Source organism: Verticiella alkaliphila, from assembly GCF_018904615.1.
GTDB classification, from domain to species: domain Bacteria; phylum Pseudomonadota; class Gammaproteobacteria; order Burkholderiales; family Burkholderiaceae_B; genus Verticiella; species Verticiella alkaliphila.
This window is the reverse complement of the sequence record NZ_JADCNH010000008.1, coordinates 68125-86908: the sequence shown is the minus strand read 5'-3', so window position 1 is coordinate 86908 and position 18784 is coordinate 68125. Positions and strand designations below refer to the sequence as shown.

20 protein-coding genes and 2 pseudogenes are annotated in these 18784 nt (G+C 67.0%); 3 read left to right on the top strand and 19 right to left on the bottom strand.

From position 1 onward, the window contains the following. Positions 1–13 precede the first annotated feature (13 nt). The 12 genes and pseudogenes from fliQ to fliF all read right to left on the bottom strand — a co-directional run bounded on the left by fliQ (position 14) and on the right by fliF (position 10353). Positions 14–283, bottom strand: coding sequence for a flagellar biosynthesis protein FliQ (gene fliQ / locus IMZ29_RS08105; RefSeq protein ID WP_216182610.1), 270 nt, complete (start codon positions 281–283; stop codon positions 14–16). Positions 284–293: 10 nt separating this feature from the next. Beyond that, entirely contained in the window at positions 294–1040 is a 747-nt protein-coding gene (gene fliP / locus IMZ29_RS08100; RefSeq protein ID WP_216182702.1) for a flagellar type III secretion system pore protein FliP, read from the bottom strand. Between the two features lie 49 nt (positions 1041–1089). Continuing rightward, the gene (gene fliO, locus IMZ29_RS08095; protein ID WP_216182609.1) at positions 1090–1515 is read right to left on the bottom strand and encodes a flagellar biosynthetic protein FliO; all 426 of its coding nucleotides are present in this window, start codon (positions 1513–1515) and stop codon (positions 1090–1092) included. Between the two features lie 40 nt (positions 1516–1555). Beyond that, entirely contained in the window at positions 1556–1969 is a 414-nt protein-coding gene (gene fliN / locus IMZ29_RS08090; protein ID WP_216182607.1) for a flagellar motor switch protein FliN, read from the bottom strand. Further along, a pseudogene (fliM, locus tag IMZ29_RS08085) lies at positions 1962–2980 on the bottom strand (flagellar motor switch protein FliM). Before fliM ends, fliN begins: the two are co-directional and overlap by 8 nt. Positions 2981–2982: 2 nt before the next feature. Further along, entirely contained in the window at positions 2983–3465 is a 483-nt protein-coding gene (locus IMZ29_RS08080) for a flagellar basal body-associated FliL family protein (RefSeq protein WP_216182605.1), read from the bottom strand. A gap of 182 nt (positions 3466–3647) precedes the next feature. After that, positions 3648–5084, bottom strand: coding sequence for a flagellar hook-length control protein FliK (locus tag IMZ29_RS08075; protein WP_216182603.1), 1437 nt, complete (start codon positions 5082–5084; stop codon positions 3648–3650). Further along, positions 5081–5539, bottom strand: coding sequence for a flagellar export protein FliJ (fliJ, locus tag IMZ29_RS08070; protein WP_216182601.1), 459 nt, complete (start codon positions 5537–5539; stop codon positions 5081–5083). Before fliJ ends, IMZ29_RS08075 begins: the two co-directional genes overlap by 4 nt. Beyond that, a complete protein-coding gene (gene fliI / locus IMZ29_RS08065; protein WP_216182599.1) occupies positions 5517–6965 on the bottom strand; it encodes a flagellar protein export ATPase FliI in 1449 nt (482 codons plus the stop codon). The genes fliJ and fliI overlap by 23 nt, the downstream gene beginning before the upstream one ends. Then, positions 6950–7696 (bottom strand): flagellar assembly protein FliH, encoded by a 747-nt coding sequence (locus tag IMZ29_RS08060; protein ID WP_216182597.1) that lies wholly within the window; start codon positions 7694–7696, stop codon positions 6950–6952. Before IMZ29_RS08060 ends, fliI begins: the two co-directional genes overlap by 16 nt. Further along, entirely contained in the window at positions 7689–8684 is a 996-nt protein-coding gene (gene fliG, locus IMZ29_RS08055; protein WP_216182595.1) for a flagellar motor switch protein FliG, read from the bottom strand. Before fliG ends, IMZ29_RS08060 begins: the two co-directional genes overlap by 8 nt. Continuing rightward, complete coding sequence (gene fliF, locus IMZ29_RS08050) at positions 8674–10353, bottom strand: flagellar basal-body MS-ring/collar protein FliF (protein ID WP_216182594.1); 1680 nt, start codon at positions 10351–10353, stop codon at positions 8674–8676. The genes fliG and fliF overlap by 11 nt, the downstream gene beginning before the upstream one ends. Before the next feature lie 260 nt (positions 10354–10613). On the opposite strand from fliF, the gene fliE reads away from it, so the two are divergent. The 3 genes and pseudogenes from fliE (at position 10614) to IMZ29_RS08035 (ending at position 13873) form a co-directional block, all read left to right on the top strand. Beyond that, positions 10614–10922: a flagellar hook-basal body complex protein FliE gene (gene fliE / locus IMZ29_RS08045; protein WP_216182592.1), complete on the top strand. Its 309-nt coding sequence runs from the start codon at positions 10614–10616 to the stop codon at positions 10920–10922. Between the two features lie 34 nt (positions 10923–10956). Beyond that, a pseudogene (locus tag IMZ29_RS08040) lies at positions 10957–12572 on the top strand (methyl-accepting chemotaxis protein). A 44-nt stretch (positions 12573–12616) separates the two neighbouring features. After that, on the top strand, positions 12617–13873 hold the full coding sequence (locus IMZ29_RS08035) for a putative bifunctional diguanylate cyclase/phosphodiesterase (protein WP_216182590.1): 1257 nt from the start codon (positions 12617–12619) through the stop codon (positions 13871–13873). Between the two features lie 28 nt (positions 13874–13901). Here the strand turns inward: IMZ29_RS08035 and IMZ29_RS08030 are convergent, their stop codons facing one another. The 7 genes from IMZ29_RS08030 to fliD form a co-directional block, all read right to left on the bottom strand. Then, positions 13902–14642, bottom strand: coding sequence for a flagellar brake protein (locus IMZ29_RS08030; RefSeq protein WP_216182588.1), 741 nt, complete (start codon positions 14640–14642; stop codon positions 13902–13904). Continuing rightward, positions 14639–14968, bottom strand: a complete 330-nt coding sequence (locus tag IMZ29_RS08025; protein ID WP_216182586.1) for an EscU/YscU/HrcU family type III secretion system export apparatus switch protein — start codon at positions 14966–14968, stop codon at positions 14639–14641. The genes IMZ29_RS08030 and IMZ29_RS08025 overlap by 4 nt, the downstream gene beginning before the upstream one ends. Then, on the bottom strand, positions 14965–15153 hold the full coding sequence (locus IMZ29_RS23250; protein ID WP_371820171.1) for a hypothetical protein: 189 nt from the start codon (positions 15151–15153) through the stop codon (positions 14965–14967). Before IMZ29_RS23250 ends, IMZ29_RS08025 begins: the two co-directional genes overlap by 4 nt. Beyond that, positions 15069–16337, bottom strand: a complete 1269-nt coding sequence (locus IMZ29_RS23110; protein ID WP_305852512.1) for a hypothetical protein — start codon at positions 16335–16337, stop codon at positions 15069–15071. Before IMZ29_RS23110 ends, IMZ29_RS23250 begins: the two co-directional genes overlap by 85 nt. Continuing rightward, positions 16334–16678 carry a flagellar protein FliT gene (locus IMZ29_RS08015; RefSeq protein WP_216182584.1) on the bottom strand — a complete coding sequence of 115 codons (345 nt, stop codon included), beginning with the start codon at positions 16676–16678 and terminating at the stop codon, positions 16334–16336. Before IMZ29_RS08015 ends, IMZ29_RS23110 begins: the two co-directional genes overlap by 4 nt. Before the next feature lie 26 nt (positions 16679–16704). After that, positions 16705–17097: a flagellar export chaperone FliS gene (gene fliS, locus IMZ29_RS08010; RefSeq protein ID WP_216182701.1), complete on the bottom strand. Its 393-nt coding sequence runs from the start codon at positions 17095–17097 to the stop codon at positions 16705–16707. A 111-nt stretch (positions 17098–17208) separates the two neighbouring features. After that, positions 17209–18627, bottom strand: a complete 1419-nt coding sequence (gene fliD / locus IMZ29_RS08005) for a flagellar filament capping protein FliD (RefSeq protein WP_216182582.1) — start codon at positions 18625–18627, stop codon at positions 17209–17211. Between the last annotated feature and the right edge of the window lie 157 nt (positions 18628–18784).

Here is an 18784-nt window from a genome sequence, read left to right as displayed (position 1 = left end):
GGCTCGTCCCCGCTTAGCCGATGAGAAACGGGATCGAGCTGAAGAGCTGACGCATGTAGTCCACCATCAGGCCGATCAGCCACGGTCCGCTCAGCACCAGGACCACCACCATGGCAATGATCTTGGGGATGAAGGACAGCGTCATTTCGTTGATCTGCGTCGCTGCCTGGAAGACGCTGATAACGAGACCCACGGCCAGCGTGACCAGCAGCAGCGGGCCCGCCATGGCCAGGGCGATCTTCATCGCCTGGTAAGTCATGGACATGATGGTTTCTGCCGTCACGTCGAGCCCCCTAGACGTAGAAGCTGCGGGCGAGCGAGCCCAGCAGCAGTTGCCAGCCATCGGCCAGCACGAAGAGCATGAGCTTGAACGGCAGCGAGATGGTCACCGGCGGCACCATCATCATCCCCAAGGCCATCAGCGTGCTCGCCACCACCAGATCGATGATGAGAAACGGAATGAAGATGGTGAAGCCGATCTGAAAAGCCGTCTTGAGCTCGCTGGTGACGAAGGCGGGCACCAGCACGCGCAGCGGGATGTCTTCAGGGCCCTGCATCTCAGGCGCCTGGGCAAGCTCGGCGAAGAGCTGCAGATCGCCTTCGCGCGTCTGGCGCAGCATGAACTCGCGCATGGGGCCTTCGCCGCGCGACAATGCCTCCTCGAAGGAAATCTCCCCGTCCGCGAGAGGCCGGTAGGCGCTGCTGTAGACCTGGTCGAAGACCGGCCCCATGGTAAAGAGCGTGAGAAAGAGGGCCAGACCCACCAGCACCTGGTTGGGCGGCGATGCCCCCGTCCCCAGCGCATTGCGCAGCAGCCCCAGCACGATGATGATCCGGGTAAAACCCGTCATCATCAGCAACGCTGCAGGCAGGAACGTCAGCATCGTGAGCAGCAATAGCGTCTGCACACTCAACGAGTAGATCTGGCCGCCGTCGGCGGAGGGCTGCGCGGTCAGGGCCGGCAGACCTTGCGTCTGCGCCACGGCAGGCAGCAGAGCGAGTCCGGCCAATGTCAGACTGTGCCATGCGCCCCTAGGCATCTGCTGGCGCAGTCGCGTCAACACGTCCCTCGGCAAAAGCGGCATCATCTCAGCGCTCCGGTCGCCGGCCCACGGCGCGCTGCAGGACGTCGCGCCAGACGGGCGCTGTGGGCGTCGTATTGGCTGGCGCCTCGGGGGTGGCCGGCAGCGTGTGCAAGGTCTGCATCCCCCCGGGGGTCACGCCGACGACGAGCCAGGTGTCTTCCACCTGCAACACGATCACGCGTTCGCGCGGGCCGAGCGCCATGCTGCCCACCAGGCGTGCCGGCATGCCCGCCGTGGCACGCGATGCAATGCCCATACGGCGGGCCGCCCACGCGCACAGGAGGATGAGGCCGATCACCACCGCCAGCCCGAGCATGGCGCGCACCATCATGGCGCCGCCCGCAAGTGGGTCGGTCTGGGCCAGAGCCGGCGTGGCAGTCAGAAGACAGGCCGCGGCGGTGCTGAGGCGAGAAAGCAGGTGCGAGCGCATGGCGGGAAGAAACCGGCCGGCAGGGCGCCGGCCATTGAGATCAGCGGCGGTTGAGCCGGTTGATGCGTTCCGACGGGGTGATGATGTCGGTGAGGCGAATGCCGTACTTGTCGTCCACGACCACGACTTCGCCCTGGGCGATGAGATAGCCGTTCACATAGATGTCCATGGGCTCGCCCGCGAGCCCGTCAAGCTCGACCACGCTGCCCTGGCCCAGCTGCAGCAGATTCTTGATGCTGAGCTTGGTACGCCCCAGCTCGACCGTGAGCTGTACCGGCACATCGAGGATGCGTTCGATGTCGCCGTTCAGCGTGGCGGCAGGCTGGGATTCGAGCGGTTGGAAGACCGAGGGGGCGGCCGGCCGCGCAGCCGCGGTCTGCTCGGCCAGCGCGCTCGCCCAGTCGTCGTCGGCAGAGCTCTGGTTGCCGTCGTTCTTGGAATCAGTGTCACTCATGATGGGCGGACTCGGGAGGGAAGGGGTCAGTATCCTGGGGTGGGGTCAGCTGCAGGATGCGCAGCGCGTGTCGCCCACGATGCGAGCCGTAGGCGCACTGCATGAGCGGCACGCCGTCGACGCGCGCCGTGACAACCTCGGGCAGCTCGATGGGCAACATGTCGCCGACCTGCATGGTGAGCAATTGCCGGACATTCGTGTCGACGATGGCGAACTCAGCCGACAGCCGAACATCCGCGCCGCGCACCTGGTGCGTGAGCAGCTGGCTCCAGCGCGCATCCACGGCTGCGAGCTGGCTCTGCTGCAATGGGCGCGTGAGCAGGTCGCGCACCGGCTCGATCATCGAGTAGGGCAGGCAGATGTTCAGGTCGCCACCGGTGCGCCGAACTCGATGTGGAAGGTCGTGACGACGACCGCTTCGTTCGGACCGGTGATGCTCGCGAACTTCGTGTGCATCTCAGCGCGCACGTACTCGAAATCCACGGGATACACCGGTTGCCAGGCGCGGCCATAGCAATCCAGCGTGAGATTCAGCACGCGGCGGATGATGCGCTGCTCGGTGACGGTGAAATCCCGGCCTTCGACCCGTGTGTGATAGCGGCCATCGCCACCAAACAGGCTGTCGATGATCAGGAAGACCAGGTTCGGGTCGAACACGAACAAGGCCGTGCCGCGCAGCGGCTTCATGTGAATCAGGTTGAGATTGCACGGCACCGGCAGGTTGCGCTCGAACTCGTCGTACTTCTGGATGCGGATGCCGCTGACACTGATGTCAGGACTGCGACGCATGAAGTTGAGCAGCGAGGAGCGCAGGTTGCGCGCGAAATGCTCGTTGATGGCTTCCAGCGCATGCATGCGCCGGCGCACGATACGCTCGGGCGAGCCGAGATCGTAGGGGCGGGTGCGGCCATCGGCCGCATCGGCCTTGGAGGGGGCGCTGTCCTCGCCGGTCACGCCCGCCAGCAGGGCATCGACCTCCTGCTGCGAGAGCATCGCCTCATACGCGGCCATGGTTACTGCACCACGAAGGCGTTGAAGAGGACGCTTTCCACGGGGGGCTTGTCGTTGCGGCCTTCGAATACGGTGTTGACCGTCTTGCGGATGTCGTCGGCCAGGCGACGCTTGCCGTCGCTCGTCTGGACGATCTCGGGGCTCTGCTCGGCGAGCAGCATGAGGAGCTGGCTGCGCACGATCGGAAGATAGGTGTCGAGCCGCTGGCGCGCGCTTTCCTCGGACAGCTTGAACGTCAGCCCCACGTGCAGCAGCCGTTCGCCGTCGGCCTTGTTCAGCGTGACAGTGAAGGGATCGGCCGGGTAGAAGAGGGGGATCGGCGGCGGGGCCGGCGCGGCTTCGGCAGCCATCGTGGCCTGAGGCCGCATGACGAAATAGGTGATGGCCGTGGCGGAGGCGCCGAGCACAGTCAGAGCGATCAGGGCGATGACCGGACGGCTCAGGCGGCCATGCTGGCGCGCACGCGATCCGGAGCGGTCGGACATCCGCGAGGCGAAGCGGGCAAGGCGCGAAGAGTGTGTCGGCATGGTGGTCGAGCTAACAGTCTGTGGAGCACGGCGGCGGGGACTTCGACAGTCGCCGCGTGATGGGATTATCCCTGGCGTGGCCGGGCAGAAAGGAGATGAACAACGGGGATATTCCCCGTCACCTCAGGGTATTGCGCGGCTCACGCGAAGGTGTCGATGAGTCCACGCGGGGCTGCGCGGGTAATCGTGGGCTCCGTGCCGGCCACGGTCTGCCCTGCGTCATCGCCTTCGCCATCGCGGCCACGCCCTTGTCCCTGGCTGGATTCACGCGCTTCCTGCCAAGATCCCTGATCGCCGACCGAGGTGTTGCCCAGCTGGATACCCGCTTCGGCCAGCGCCTGCTGCAATTGCGGCAGGGCGGCTTCCACGGCGGCGCGCACGGCAGGGTGGGGCGAGACGAACACCGCGGTGGCCTGGTCGCCAGACAGGTTCAGGCTGACGCGCAGCGGGCCGAGATCCGGCGGATCCAGGCGAAGCTCGGCGTGACGGATCGTGCCGCCTTCCGCGCTGCCGAGCAGGACCATCTGCCGGCCGAGGGCCGGGGCCCATTGCGGTGAATGCAGCGGTGCGCCCACGCCGGGCTCGAGCAAGCCGGCGCCCGCGGGCGCAGCGGGCATCGGGGTGACGCCCGCTGCCGGTGCTGTCTGGGGCAGGGCGGCAGAGAATGCGGTCGCCCAGGCAGGCGCCGTGGGTGTGGTGCTGGCCGTGTCGGCGCGAAGGTTGGCCGCGTCGGTGGCGGAAGCCGCGGCCGCGGTCAGGCGTGTTGAGCCGGGGAATTGACCTGCGCCCGATGCCGTGGGCAGCGCGGTGGCCCCAGCTGCGGGTGCATGTTCGGACGAACTGATGGCTGCACCCGCGGGGGCCGGGCGGGCGGCGGCCGACCCATTCAGCGCGGCCGCCGTCACGGCAGCGCCGTCCTGGGGTGCGGCCGCCTCGTTGCGCGCGTCTGCGCGCACCTGGGCGCGGTCATCGGCGCGATCACCGGACAGGGCCGGGCGCGTGGGCAAGGTTGCCGTGTCCGGCCGTGCAACGGTGCCTATGCCCGCTGGGGAGATGGCCTGCGTATCGTCGGCCACGGGCTTGGCAGCGAGGGCCGCCATGCGATCGCCTTGCACCGCCTCTGTACGAAGCTCGCGGCCGGGCGCCGCGCGCAGTGCTGGCAAGGCCGCGTCGTCGACCTCGACGTCTGTCGCGGTCTGGCTGCGGGCGGCCACGGCGCGGCTGGCGCTCGTGAGTTCGCGCACGAAGTCCGCGAACTGCATGCTGGCAGCGAGCGCCGGGTCGGTCATGGGCTCCTCGGCATCGACCTTGGCGGCCTTGTCGTCCACACCCGGGGTTGTCGCGGCGAGCGGGCCGTCTTGCGGCGTGTCGGCTTCACCCGCCGCGCCGTTGGCGGCCGTGTCGGTGTGCTCGGCAGGGCGGCGTTCGTGTCCGTCGGCGGTGCGACTCTGGTGGTGCGACTGACGTTGCGCGAGGGCCTGGGCAAAGCCGGTGTCGGGCGCGGCGGCATCCTGCGGCAGGCCGGCCGGGGCGGCGGGCGCCGCGGGCACGATGGCGTGGAGCGAAGATACGGTCATGACTGCGTCTCGGGTTGGAAGCGGCGGCGCATCTGTTGCGCGGCGAATTCGTCGGTGGCGCGCTGTTCGCGCTTGAGGGCCTGCTGGGCCTGCGCCTGTTCGCGGCGTTGCGCCAGGGTGTCGAAGGCGTTGAGCTTGCGCGTCTCCTGTTGCCAGCTGACGCGCCCGTCGTCGAGGCGGCCCTCGGCGTGACGCAGCACGTTGCGCTGCTCGCCGATGGCGCCCTCGAGGGTGCCGATGAAGCGTTGGTAGTTCTGCCAGGCGGCAGCCGACAGGCCGCTGCAGATGGCTTGTTGCAGGCGCACGCGGTAATCCTCCAGATAGCCCTCGAGCATCTGGAGCTGGCGCTCGGCCTGCAGACGCGTGGCCTGCAGCGAGCCGAGTTCGCGCGTCGCGGCATCCACCGCGTCGCGCGCGAGGCCGATCAGGACATCAAGCGGTTGCTGAGCTGACATGTCGGTTCGCCATAGGGAAGATCGAATCCAGGTGCGCCACGGCTTGCTCGTAGCTCACGTTCTGGTGCAGGTCCTGTTGCAGGAAGGCCGCCAGTTGGGGGTGCAGGGCAATGGCCTCGTCGAGCTGAGGATCGTTGCCGGGCGCGTAGGCGCCGACGGCGATCAGATCGCGATTGCGCTGGTAGCGTGACAAGGCTTGCTTGAATCGACTCACCTGCTGAAAGCGCGTGTTATCGATGAGCGCGGTCATGGCGCGCGAGATCGACGCCTCGATGTCGATGGCCGGGTAGTGACCGGATTCGGCCAGGCTGCGCGAGAGGACGACGTGGCCGTCGAGAATCGCGCGAGCCGAGTCGGCAATCGGATCCTGCTGATCGTCGCCCTCGGTGAGCACGGTGTAGAACGCCGTGATCGAGCCGTAGCTGCCGTCTTCGCGCACCTTGCCGTTGCCAGCACGCTCGACCAGCATCGGGAGCTTGGCGAAGACCGACGGCGGATACCCCTTGGTCGCGGGCGGCTCTCCGATCGCGAGCGCGATCTCGCGCTGTGCCATCGCGTAGCGGGTGAGCGAATCCATGATCAGGAGCACGTCCCGACCTTGATCGCGGAAGTACTCCGCGAGGCGCGTGGCGTAGGCGGCACCCTGCAGGCGCAGCAGGGGTGACACGTCGGCGGGGGCGGCGACGACGACGGAACGGGCGAGCCCCTCGGGCCCGAGAATGTTCTCGATGAAGTCCTTAACCTCGCGGCCCCGCTCGCCGATCAGGCCGACGACGATGACCTCGGCCTTCGTATAGCGTGCCATCATGCCGAGCAGCATGCTCTTGCCCACGCCGGAGCCTGCGAAAAGACCCATGCGCTGGCCGCGTCCCACGGTGAGCATGCCGTTGATGGCACGTACGCCCACGTCGAGCACCGAGTCGATCGGGCGGCGTGACAAAGGATTGACGGGCGGCGTATTGAGCGCGGCGCGCGGGGCGTCGTCGATCGGGCCGAGATCGTCCAGCGGGTGACCAGCGCCGTCGAGAACACGGCCGAGCAGCGCGTCGCCCACGGGCAGGCGACGCCCGCGCAGGGCCGCGTCGACTTCGGCGGTGCCAGCGGCGACTTCTTCGGCAAACACGCGAGCGCCCGGGGGCAAGCCGCTGATGTCCGTCTGCGGCATCAGGTACAGCGTGTGACCGTTGAAGCCCACGACCTCGGCGGCCGCGTACTCCGGATGTCCGGGATTGACCTCGATGCGGCAGGCCGCGCCCACCGGCAGGCGCAGGCCGGTGGCTTCGAGCACGAGGCCCGTGGCGCGGGTGACGCGACCCGAGGGCGTGCTGCTCGGCGCGGTGCGCAGGCGCGAGACGGCCTGGTCCAGCCCGGCCAGCCAGCCGTGCGTCAGCGGGTTCGCGGCGGCGTCGCTCAGGTCGGCTGCCATGGGTCGTCCATGCCGATGGCGGCGCACGCATAGCGCCAGCGCGTCTCGAGGGAGGCGTCGATCTCGCCCAGGCGGCTGCGCACGCGGCAACCGCCGCGCGCCACGGTGGCGTCGGGCACGATGCGCCAGCCGGCCTCTTTCAAGGCATCGCCCAGGTTGGCTTCGATGACGGCGGCGTCTTCCGTATTGACGAGCAGTTGCACGGGCAACGCATCGGCGGCGTGTTCCTGCAGCATCTGTCGCACCAGATGCGCCACGGCTGCAGGATGCTGGGCGAGCGTGTCGGCCACGACGTGGCGCGCGATCTGCAGGGCGAGCCGGGTGAGCGCGCCGGTCATGCCGTGCGCCAGGCCGTCGACCGCTTCGCGCGCCTGATGCACCACACCCTTCAGGAGTTTTGCCTGGGCGTCCAGGGGCGCCTGCGCCAGCCGAGAGCCCTCGGCATGGCCCGCGGCGAGCCCTTCGGCGTGGCCCGCTTCGCGACCGGCTGCGAGACCTTCCGCGTGTCCCGCGGCAAAGCCTTCGGCGTAACCAGCCTGTCGCGCGGCTTCGCGCAGCGCCTCGCGCTCGGCCTCGAGCGCGGCAGGGTCCTCGCTGGGATCCACGTCGTCGACGACCGGCTCGACGGCCTCGCCATCGGCGCGCAGCTCGGCCGTCTGCCAGCGCCGCCAGGTGCGCAGTTCGGCACGCGGGACGATCCGTGCGGCACGCGGCGGGTTGCGGTCAGACATACGCGTCGTCTCCGCGCACGCCCAGCGTGATCTGGCCCGTCTCGGCCAGACGGCGGGCAATCTGCAGGATCTTCTTCTGCTCGGCCTCGACCTGGGACAGGCGGACCGGGCCCATGCCTTCCAGGTCCTCGCGCAGCATCTCGGCCGCGCGGTTGGACATGTTGCGCAGGAACTTCTCGCGCACCGGATCCGGCACACCCTTCAACGCCATCGTGAGGACGTCGTTCTCGACTTCCTTCAGCAGCAGCTGAATCCCGCGATCGTCCACGTCGATGAGGTTCTCGAAGACGAACATCTCGTCCACGATCTTCTGGGCGAGGTCGTTGTCGCGATCGCGCAGGCTCTGGATGACGGCCTCTTCCTGCGTCGTGTTCATCATGTTGATGATCTCGGCCGCGGTGCGCACGCCACCCATGCGGCTGCGCTTGGCGCCCTGACCGGAGAACACTTCGTTGAGCACTTCGGTGAGTTCGTGCAGCGCCGAGGGCTGAACGCCGCCGAACGTCGCAATGCGCATGACGACGTCGTTGCGCAGGCGCTCGTTGAGCATCGACAGCACTTCGGCGGCACGGTCGCGCTCGAGGTGGACCAGGATCGTGGCGATGATCTGCGGGTGTTCGTCGCGGACGAGTTCGGCCACCGTGATGGGCTCGAGCCAGTTGAGCGCATCCACGCCATTGGTGCTGTTGTTCGCCTCGAGAATGTCCTCGATGAGGCCGGCGGCGCGGTCGCTGCCCAGCGCTTTGGTAAGGACTGAGCGGATGTAGTCGTCCGAGCCCAGGCTGACGGCCATGAACTGGTCGGCTTCCTGGCGAAAGTCCTCGAGCACGGAAGCCACTTCGTCGCGCGTCACCTGTTTCAGATTGGCCATGGCGCCGCCGACGGCCTGGACTTCGCGCGCGGACAGGTGCTTGAACACCTCGGCGGCGGCGTCCTCGCCGATCGACATCATGAGGATGGCGCTGCGGGTGAGGGCATCAAGACTCATCTTTTTCCATCCAGGTGCGGATCACGGCAGCCACGGCGCGCGGATCCTTGACTGCCAGGTCTCGGGCTGTCTGCAAGTTCTCGTCGTAGCGGCTCTGCTGGCGGGCCTTGGCGGCCGCGGCGATGGTGCGCTCGGCCTCTTCCGCTTCCTCGTCCGGTGGCAGGCCGGCCATGCCCGGCAGGCCGCCTGCGGCAATGCCTGCTGTACCGGCGCCCGCGGTGCCCGTCTGGCGGCGCAGCAGGGGGCGCGCGAGGCCGAACCACAGCCACAGCGCGATGACCAGGAAGAGCAGCCAGCCGCCTGCCGTCTTGGCGAGGTCGATGATGACCGGGTCCTGCCACATCGGCACTTCCGGTTCCACCGGAGTCACGAAGGCGCTGTGCAGCAGCTCCAGCGAATCGCCGCGCGCCTCGGAGTAGCCCATGGCCTGCATGACGAGACCACGCAGTCGCTCGAGCTGTTCGGCAGGCAGTGCCTGCAGATTGCCCTCGGCGTCCGGCAGGTGATTGACGATCACGGCCACGGACAGGCGAGCCACCGTGCCCGTAGCATGCCGCAGGTGCGTGATGGTGCGGTCCACTTCGTAGTTGACCGTGGCGTCGCGGCGCTCTGTCGTCGGAATGGCGGGGGCATTGGCGCCACCGGTGCCGACGGCGGCAGCCGTTTGCGCGCCCTCGGCGTTGGCTTGGGCAGCAGGATCCGTGAGCGGCGCCGTCGTCGCTGCGGGCGGCTGGTTCGTGAGGGCACCGGGCACGCCCTGCGGGCCGGGCGCACCAGATTGCAGCGAATCACTCGACTGGCGGCTGCGCACAGCGGCCTGGTCGGGGGATTGATTCGGACGATAGGCTTCCTGCGTTTCCTCGCGGCGGGAGAAGTCGACGTCCGCGGTGACCTGGGCGTGCGCGTTACCTGGGCCAAGCAAAGGTACGAGGATGGCTTCGATGCGCTGGGCATAGCCGCGCTCGATTTCGCGCAGACGACGGAACTCGGCCGGGTCGGCACCACGACCTTCGCCCACGGGAAGCGACAGCAAGCGGCCGAATTGATCCACGATGGAAATGTTGGCCGTGTTCAGTTCTGGCACGCTCGCGCTCACTAGATGCGCGATGGCCGCGACCTGGGCTTCGTCCAGGGCACGGCCGGGATAGAGCTGCAACATCACCGACGCAGTGGGTGGCTGGCGATCCCGCACGAACATCGATTGGCGCGGCAAGGCCAGATGCACGCGCGCCTCGCGCACGGACTGTACTGAGGCGATCGAGCGCGCAAGCTCACCTTCCAGCGCGCGTTGGAAGTTGACCTGCTCGGTGAATTGGCTGGCGCCGAACTTGGCATTGTCCAGAAGCTCGAAGCCGACCGAGCCGCCGCGCGGCAGGCCTTGTGCCGCCAGCGCGAGGCGCGTCTCATGGACCCGCTCGGCAGGCACCATGAGTGCCGCGCTGCCGTCCGCGAAGCGGTAGGGCACGTTCATCTGATTGAGCGCAGCAACGATGGCGCCACCGTCGCGCTCGGCCAGATTGGCGAAGAGTACCCGGTACTCCGGCCCACGGCTCCACAGCGCAAACGCCACGATGACGGCCACCAGCAGGGCGGCACCCACGAGCAGCAATGCCCGCGGGGCCGACTTCATGCGGTCGAGAAAGGGGTTGAGCGCGGCGGTCGTATTCATGGTCGTGCCGGACCTGCAGAGGCCGTGTGCATGGCGCGAAAGCGTTGACTGCGAGGTGAATCAGGCATGCGGGCCGGTCGTCGTCGTAAGAGAAGCGCGGGACGGTGCCAAAGGACGGACCGCCTCAAGGATGCCGGCGAATTATGGCCGGGCACCTCGTTGGGGCATGCGCAGAAAAACCCGGGTTTTCGCAGGCATTTCTCACTTATGACCGCCCCTCTCGTCAGGTAGCATCCCGTCACGATCAGGAGACTCTATTCATGGTGAACCCCATCCTCCAGCAGCTGCATGCCGTCGCCGGCCTGGCGTCGGGGCAGACGACGGAACGCGCCACGGCCACGATGGCCGGCGGCTTTGCGCAAGAACTGCAACGTTCGCTGGCCAAAGTGAGTCAGGCCCAGGAAGCGAGCTATGCCAAGGCGCAGTCGTTCGAGTTGGGCGAGCCGGGCGTGGCGTTGAGCGACGTGATGATTGACATGCAAAAGGCAGGCATCGCCTTCCAGACCGCACTCCAGGTACGCAATCGACTCGTGTCGGCGTATCAGGAAGTCGCCAGCATGCCGGTCTGACGCATTCCTTTCTTGTCACTCTTTCTGGACACCCATGCGCAATAACCAACCGATCGTCGATTCCGAGTACCTCCTGCGGGAGGACCAATACCTCATTTCCCGGACGGATCTGGACGGGCGCATCGTCTATGCGAACCCCGCCTTCGTCGAGGTGAGCGGGTTCGAGCGCCATGAACTCGTGGGCGAGCACCACAATGTGGTTCGCCATCCGGAGATGCCGCCCGCGGCGTTCGCCGACCTGTGGGACACGCTGCAGCGCGGCGACACCTGGGTCGGTCACGTCAAGAACCGGCGCAAGGATGGACGCTATTACTGGGTGCTGGCCACCGTGTCCCCGATCGTGCAGGACGGGCAGGTGGTGGGGTACGGATCGGTGCGGGTCAAGCCCACCGAGCAAGGCGTCGAGGAGGCCGAAGCGCTGTACGCCCGCATGCTGGCGGGCGAGCTGCGCGGCTGGCGCCTTTCGGGCGGTGAGCTCCAGGGCATCGGCTGGCGCGGCGCCTTGCGCCGTCTCATGATCTGGCGCACGGACAGCCTGCGCAGCCGCGTGTACATGCTGGCCGGCAGCGCAGTGGCCGGGGTGGCGGGCCTGGGTGGCCTGGCGCTCTATGCCGCCGCGCAACCCGCTGGTGCCACGCCGTGGCTCGTACCCGGCGTGGCCACGGCCATTGGCGTGGGCGCGCTCTGGCTCGCCTGGCAAGGGCATGCGCTGGTCCGTCATCTGGTGGAGCCGGTCCGCGAAGCCCTGTTGTTCTCGCGTCAGCTGGGCGCGGGCAACCTGACGGAAGCCCTCGAGACGAACGGCACCGCAGAGATCGGCGAGCTCACGTTCTCGCTGGACATCATGCGCAGAAGCCTTTTGAGCATCGCGTCAGACATGAACGCTGGCGTGCGTGGCGTGGTCGCGGGCGCCGAACGCATCGCGCAAGGCAATGCTGACCTTTCGGGCCGCACGCAGCAGCAGGCCGCCGCCCTGGAAGAGACGGCCGCGAGCATGGAAGAGTTCGCCGCGAGCGTCGAGCAGAACGCGGGCAATGCCCAGCAGGCCAGTCAGCTGGCGCGGCAGGTGTCCGACACGGCTGGCCGTGGCAGCGATGTCGTGCAGCAGGCCATCCAGCGCATGCATGCGATCTCGGCGAGCTCGCGCAAGATCACGGACATCATCGGCGTCATCGATGGCATCGCCTTCCAGACCAACATCCTCGCCTTGAATGCAGCGGTGGAGGCGGCCCGGGCGGGTGAGCAAGGACGCGGGTTCGCCGTCGTCGCAGGCGAGGTGCGCAGCCTCGCGCAAAAGAGCGCGCAGGCCGCCAAGGAGATCAAACAGCTCATGAGCGCTCGGTGGACGAGATCGAATCGGGCTCTGGCCTGGTAAGCGAGGCAGGCACCACCATGAACGAGGTGGTCTCGGCCATTCAGCGCGTCACGGCCTTGATGGCCGAGATCGCTGCCGCCTCGCAGGAACAGTCCAGCGGCATCAGCCAGGTGAAGTTGGCTGTCACCCAGATGGACGAAGTCACCCAGCAGAATGCTGCCCTGGTGGAACAGGCTGCCGACGCCGCAGCCGCGCTGCGTGATCGCAGCGGCCACCTGGGCGATTCCGCCGCGGTGTTCATGCTGCAGCACCGTCGTGTGCCGCAGGATACCTGATACAGTAGCCCGTCTCGGAACCGCGTCTTCTCGCGCCCTGCCTCATGTTCGACTTTTTCACGCTGCTGTTCGTCGTGCTGCTTCTGATGGAAGCCATCGGCGGCGTTTTGCTGGTCGGGTGGTGGATGCAGAAGCGCGGGGGCAATACCCTGGCCTGGTGGAGCCTCGCGCACGGCGTGGGGGTACTGATGCTGTGGGGCAGCTGGTATGCCGTGGGGCCTGCGCTCAGCAATCTGCCGTATGCGGATCTGCTGCTGGGCGGCTTTCTGCTGGTGGCCGTGGTGCCGGCCTTCGCCTATCTCATGACGCGCATGCTGCGCGCGGAAGCCAAGCTGCATGGCACGCGCAGCCAGAAGAATCTCTGGCATTACTTTGCTTCCGTCGATTCCGCCGAGACGGATCGTCTGGCCATCGAGCTGCGCATGGCGCTGGAGCGCCCCGAGAAGCAGCTGTCGGTGGAATACCAGCCCATCTTCAACGCTGCCACGCGCCACGTGGTGAGCTTTGAGGCATTGGTGCGGTGGCATCATCCGGTTCGCGGCGCCATCTCGCCCGCACAGTTCATCCCCATCGCCGAGGCATCCGGCTCCATTCTTCCGCTAGGCCAGTGGGTGCTCGAGACGGCCTGCGCCACGGCTGTGCGGTGGCCCCAGCCCTGGCTGGTGTCGGTCAATGTGTCGCCGGTGCAGTTGCGTCAGAGCCGCTTGGTCAGTCACGTGCGTGATGCGCTGCGACACAGCGGCCTGGCTGCCAATCGCCTGCAGCTGGAGATCACGGAAGGCGTGATGATCGATTCGGCCAGCCAGGTCATGGCGCGGCTGTCGGAGTTGCGAAGCCTCGGGGTGCGCATCGCCATCGACGACTTCGGCACGGGCTATTCCAGCCTGCGATACCTCGAACACCTCCCGTGCGACACCATCAAGATCGATCGGCTCTTCGTGCACGATCTGGAGCATGACCAGGCTGCACGCTCGATCACCAGTGCCGTCATCAATCTGTGCCACGAGCTGGGCCACGAAGTGGTGGCTGAGGGCGTGGAAACGGAAGGCCAGCTGTCCGTGCTCAACGCGCTCAAATGTCAGGCCGTGCAGGGATGGCTGTTGGGCAAGGCGATGCCGCCAGAGCGCATCGGGCCCGTGTTCGGCAACGACACCCTATACGAAGGCGGACGTGCCGCGCGCGAAGCCGAGCAGGCGCTTGTCGATGACGTGGTGTCTGCCGAGCTGCCCGCAGAGCCGGGATCCGACAGGGCCGAGATGGAGCCCCCGGCGTGGCAACCGTTGAGCCGACTGCCCGCTTGAGACCAGGCGGGCAGTCAGCACTACCTGATCAGATAGCCGCGTTGCGGCGAACGTCCAGCTGACGCACCAAGCGCTCCAGGAAGCGCTCGCGCTGGCGATCCACTTGCACGAATTCGCAGCCCACATGGGTGTAGCGCACTTTACCTTGCGTAAAGCTGTGTTCGACCAGGCTGTGGTGGGCCACCACACGCAGGCTCGCTTCCAGCGTGCCGTACTCATTGAAGTCCAGTGTGACGTCGTGCAGCACGTCTTGCGGCTGGGGCAGGTTGTCTGGCGTGAGCGGGCTACGCAGGCCGACGCCGCCCAGTGAGACATTCTGAATGCGCAGTTGCTGACGCTGCCCTGACGCGGCGCGCCAGCTCGCCGTGCGCGTATCTGGCGGCACAGCCGGCGATCGGTAGAAGGCACGTCGCTGCACACGATAGAGCTGCGTGGGAAAGTCGGCTTCCAGCACGGGCGCATCGAGCTCGGGATCGTCACGCTCGTCAATGAGACGTGCGTCGTGCAGCTCGAACGTCATCTGCGCGCCATGGGCCGAGCCCGTGAACGACAGCGTGTCGGCGCGCTCGAAGGCGGAGAGTTCACTCGATTTGAAGGGGTGAAAGCGCAGCCGCCTTTCGCGCAGGTTAACGCCACAGATCGCCACCCCGAGCGGGCCCGAGGGCCGGCTCACGCTCAAGCGCTCGGCGTGTCGCGCGAGCTCGTTGAGTGCCGACCCGATGTCGATGGCGTGGGTCAGGAGGAATTCGGGATCGGACGTGGGACTCACGATGCGTTCTTCTGAGGAGGAGTCGAGGGAGGCACCAGGCCGCCCGCGGCCGGTTCGGCCTCGAGCTGGTAAAGCCACGCCAGCAGTTCGGCGACGGCCTGATACAGGGCAGGAGGAATGCGGGAATCGAGGTCGACCTGCATGAGCAGGCCGACGAGCTCCGCGGATTCGTGGACGTACAGGCCGTGCTCGCGGGCGGTGCGCACGATGGTGTCGGCGAGCACGCCGTAGCCCTTGGCCACGACGCGGGGCGCGGAATCCCCTTCGCGATAGCTCAGTGCGATCGCGTGCTGGCGGGCGGCGGACGGGTCGTTCGGCATGCTCATGATGCCGGGGAGGACTCAGCCGCGTTGTCCTGGATGGCGAGTTCGCTCAGGACAAGGCCAACGCCCGATAACCGTTCGCGCAGCAGGCTGGCGCCCGCATTCAAGGGGCCGTGTGCGTGGTCGGAAGCAAGACGCAACACCAGCTGGCTCCCGGCGATCGACAGCCGGGCTTCGATGGGCCCCAGCCGCGGAAGATCCAGTGTGAGGCGCGTTGACCAAGTGGCTGGTGTCTCACTCTCGGCCCCGGGATGCTCAGCGACTTCCCATTGCATCGGCGCGCTTCCCAGGCCTGTCCTTGCCACTGGAAGTTCGCGTGGGCGAGCACTTCGAGTTGCTGGCGCACCATGGCGGTGGCGTCGGCATGTAAGCCGGGCACCGGTGCGGCAGGTGCCTGCGGGGCGGCTGTATTGGCTAGGGACTCGAAGGCGCGCAGTGGCGCACTTTCTGATCGGGCGGTAGGCGAGCCTTCGGCGCCGGCGCGGCCGGCGTCGGTGCCCGGCGTCTGGGGCGTGTCAGGGGTGGACGGCCGGCCCAGCAGCGCTTGCGGCTCGCGCAGGAGCGTTTCCGGCTTGCGCTGGCCGAATGCGAGCTGCGACAAATGGGATTCGTAGAAGAGACCGCTTTCGCCCACCGATCGCGCGAGCGCGGTAGCCAGGGCCTGTGCCATTGGGCTGCTGAACGCGGGCGCAACGGTGAGCGGTGCACCCGCGCCCACAGCGCTGCCGCCAGAGCCCGAGGGCGGTGCCCCGCGGCCCGTCGTGGCAGCGTCGGTCAAGGCCGTATCGAGAAGCGACGCAGCGCGTACGGCGGCAGAGGAAGCGGCGGTCGATGCCGAGCCGGGCTGAGCGCCGCCGGAGGCCGCGCCTGCGGCACCGCGTGCGCCTGCCGCTGCCGCGGACGCGTCACGTGCGCCGGTAGCCTGGGTCGGGGGGGCGCTGCCGCGTGTCGGCAAGCCACCGGGCGGTGGCAGATGCACGGACGCCGCAGCCAGCCGCAGCATGGGCACGGCACCGCGCACGCCTGGCGCGACATCCGGACGCGCCACCAGCAACGCCAGAATGGCCTTGGCAGGCTCGCTCAGAATGGCGCGGGCTGAAGCCGGGACGGTTGCGCGGTCTGCCCCGGGCGTGGACGCTCGGTCCTGTGAGGCCAGCTCGGCGCCCGCGCGTCGTGCGCCCTTGGCGGCCGCATCGGCAGCCGGGTCGGGGGCCCGACGGATCACGTTGTCTTGCGGGTGAAGCGCCGAGGTGGCGAGCGCCGCCTGATTCGGCCGCACGTCCAGCAGGGTGGTGTGCTGCGCCAGCGTGGTGCCGAGCACCGCGTCCAGACGCGTGGCCAGCAGCGTACTCAGCGGTGAGGTGGAGGTCACCGCAGCGCGGCCGCGCCTTGGCCGTAGGTCTTGTTCACCGTCTGTTGGCGCCGCAGCGTGCCGATGAGCGCGCCCAGGCGCTCCAGGCTCGGCACGACAAGGTCGCGAGTGGCAGCATCGTTTTCGACGATGTCCACGAGCAGCGCGTGCTTGGTCGCGAGATCGTCTGCATCCAGGGGAGGCACCTCGCCCAGCTGGCGGATCTGCTCGACGATGCCTTGATATTCGTTGCCCAGCGCCACGACACGGTCCCAGTCCGCTTCGCGCGCGTGATCCAGGATCTCGCGCGTGACAGAGGAGGCCATGCGGTATAGGCGCAGCACGTGATCAGCGGGAGTCATGGCTGGATTGTCTCGGTTCGTGGTGCCTACGCAGCGCGGGCTGCGCTCATTTCCTTCCACGCGCTGGCCAGATCGGACAGCAGGCGGTCGGCTTCGGCAAGCTTGTCGGCATCGGCGTGCAGGTTGGCCAGCAGCAGGCAGCGCTCGATGTAGTCGTACAGGTTCGACAGATTGGCGGCGACTTCGCCGCCAGCTTCATGATCCAGCACCGCACGCAGACCATTGCCGACGATGTCGATCGCCTTGGAGATGGCTTGGCCGCGGGCGGGAATGTTTCCTTGCTCGAGGGCAAGACGTGCCCGGCCGATGGCGCTCAACGCACCATCATAGAGAAGGGCAATCAACCGCTCCGGTGATGCGGCATTCACGCTCGTCTCGAGGCCCACTTGCGCATAGTGGCGCGCGCCTCGCGCATACATCGGTGCATTCATCATGAGAGTTGAGCGTTCAATTCACGCAGTCTATGCGAACCGGGTCAGGACAATCGCCCCAAATAGCGCGGGAAATCTGCCCGATTTCCCGGCGCTGCATCACTTGCTGTTCTTGGCCGTTGCAGCCAGCATGTCGAGTTGCTGCGCCAGATAGCTGCTGGTGCCGTTCATCTGCGAGATGAACTTCTCGAGCTGCACGAACTGGGCTTCGTAGCGACTCATCGTGTCTTCCACGCGAGCTTGCACGCGGACGGCCTGCTTCTCGATGTCCTTGACGGATTGCTTGAGCCCATCCTGCGCCGTGGTGATCAAACCGTCTTTGGACAAGAGCTGGTCGACGGTGGTGTTCAGTTTGGCGACAAGGCCCCGCTCGCCCGTGAAAAGCTTCATCACGCCTTCAGGGTCATCGGCGAGCACCTTGGTCAGCTTGTCCTTGTCCAGCTCAAGCTTGCCCGTGATGACGTTGGTTTTCACGCCCAACTGCGCCATGGTGGCCAGGCCGCCATTGTCGATGGCGTTGCCCAACACATTGCGCAATTGATTGTCGACTGAGCGCGGCACGCGATCGCCCGTGAGCGCGCTCGCCTGGTCCGTCTCGGCGTTGTAATTAGTGAGGTTGGTCAGCACCGTCTTCAGGGCGTTGTAGCCATTGACGAAGGCTTCGACGGCAGAGACGGCGGGGGTATCGTCCCGGGCGATGCGCAAGGTTACCGGCTTATCCTGCGTCTTTGCCGACAGGGTGATGTTGACGCCCTCGATCGCGCCTTCCAGGGTGTTCTTGCCGCTGGTGATAGCAATGCCATTGACCGTGATGCGCGCATCCTTCGCTTCGGCACCTTCGGGCTGCGTCACGTTCGTCGGGTTCGTGGCGGAGGTGGCTTCGTCGTAACCGAGCACATCTGCCAGCTCGGCGTTGCCGTGCACCGTGATGTTCGTCACGCGCGCATCCAGGCCGGTGTCCTTTGTCGAAAGGCTCAGAACAAACGGGGCATCCGGGTCGCCGCTATTGATCAACGTGGCCGAGACACCTAGCTTGCTGTCGGCATTGATGGCAGCGCGAATGCCTTCCAGCGAGGTGCCGTGATCCAGTAGATCCACGGTATGCGTGGTGCCGTCGCCCAAGGTGAACTCAATGGTCCCGCCGCTGCCGATGCTGGCGTCGCGGCTGGCCTGTCCAGCGACGGACAAGCTCTGATTGGTGGCGAGCTCCTGCACATGGATCGTATATTGCCCCCCGACAGCACCGCCATTGGCGGGCGCGGTGGCCGTCAAGACGTCCGTCTGGCTCGAGGTGGCCTTGAACGTGCCGAATGTCGATTCTTTACCGACGTTGGCGATCGTTGCCTTGAATGTCGACAGGGCGCTGCTGATGACGCCGTAGGCGGACACCTTAGCTTCCATCACGTCCGCACGCCTGGCGAGTGCGGTAAGTGGCGCTTCCTCTACTGTGCGCAGCTTGGCAAGGGTTTCTGCAAGAGGCAGGCCGCTGAGCCCGAGAGTGCCGCCAATGGACGCCATGACGTGGATCCCTTAAGGAATGATCGTATGCGTAGGATAACGGCAGCCGCGTGACGTTCTTTAACATCGCGCAGGCGGCTGCCCGGCAATGGGCAGCCGAGCAAGAGCAGCAGCTTTCCGGCCCCGTCACAACGCCTTTTTGTGAAGACGTCGAAAA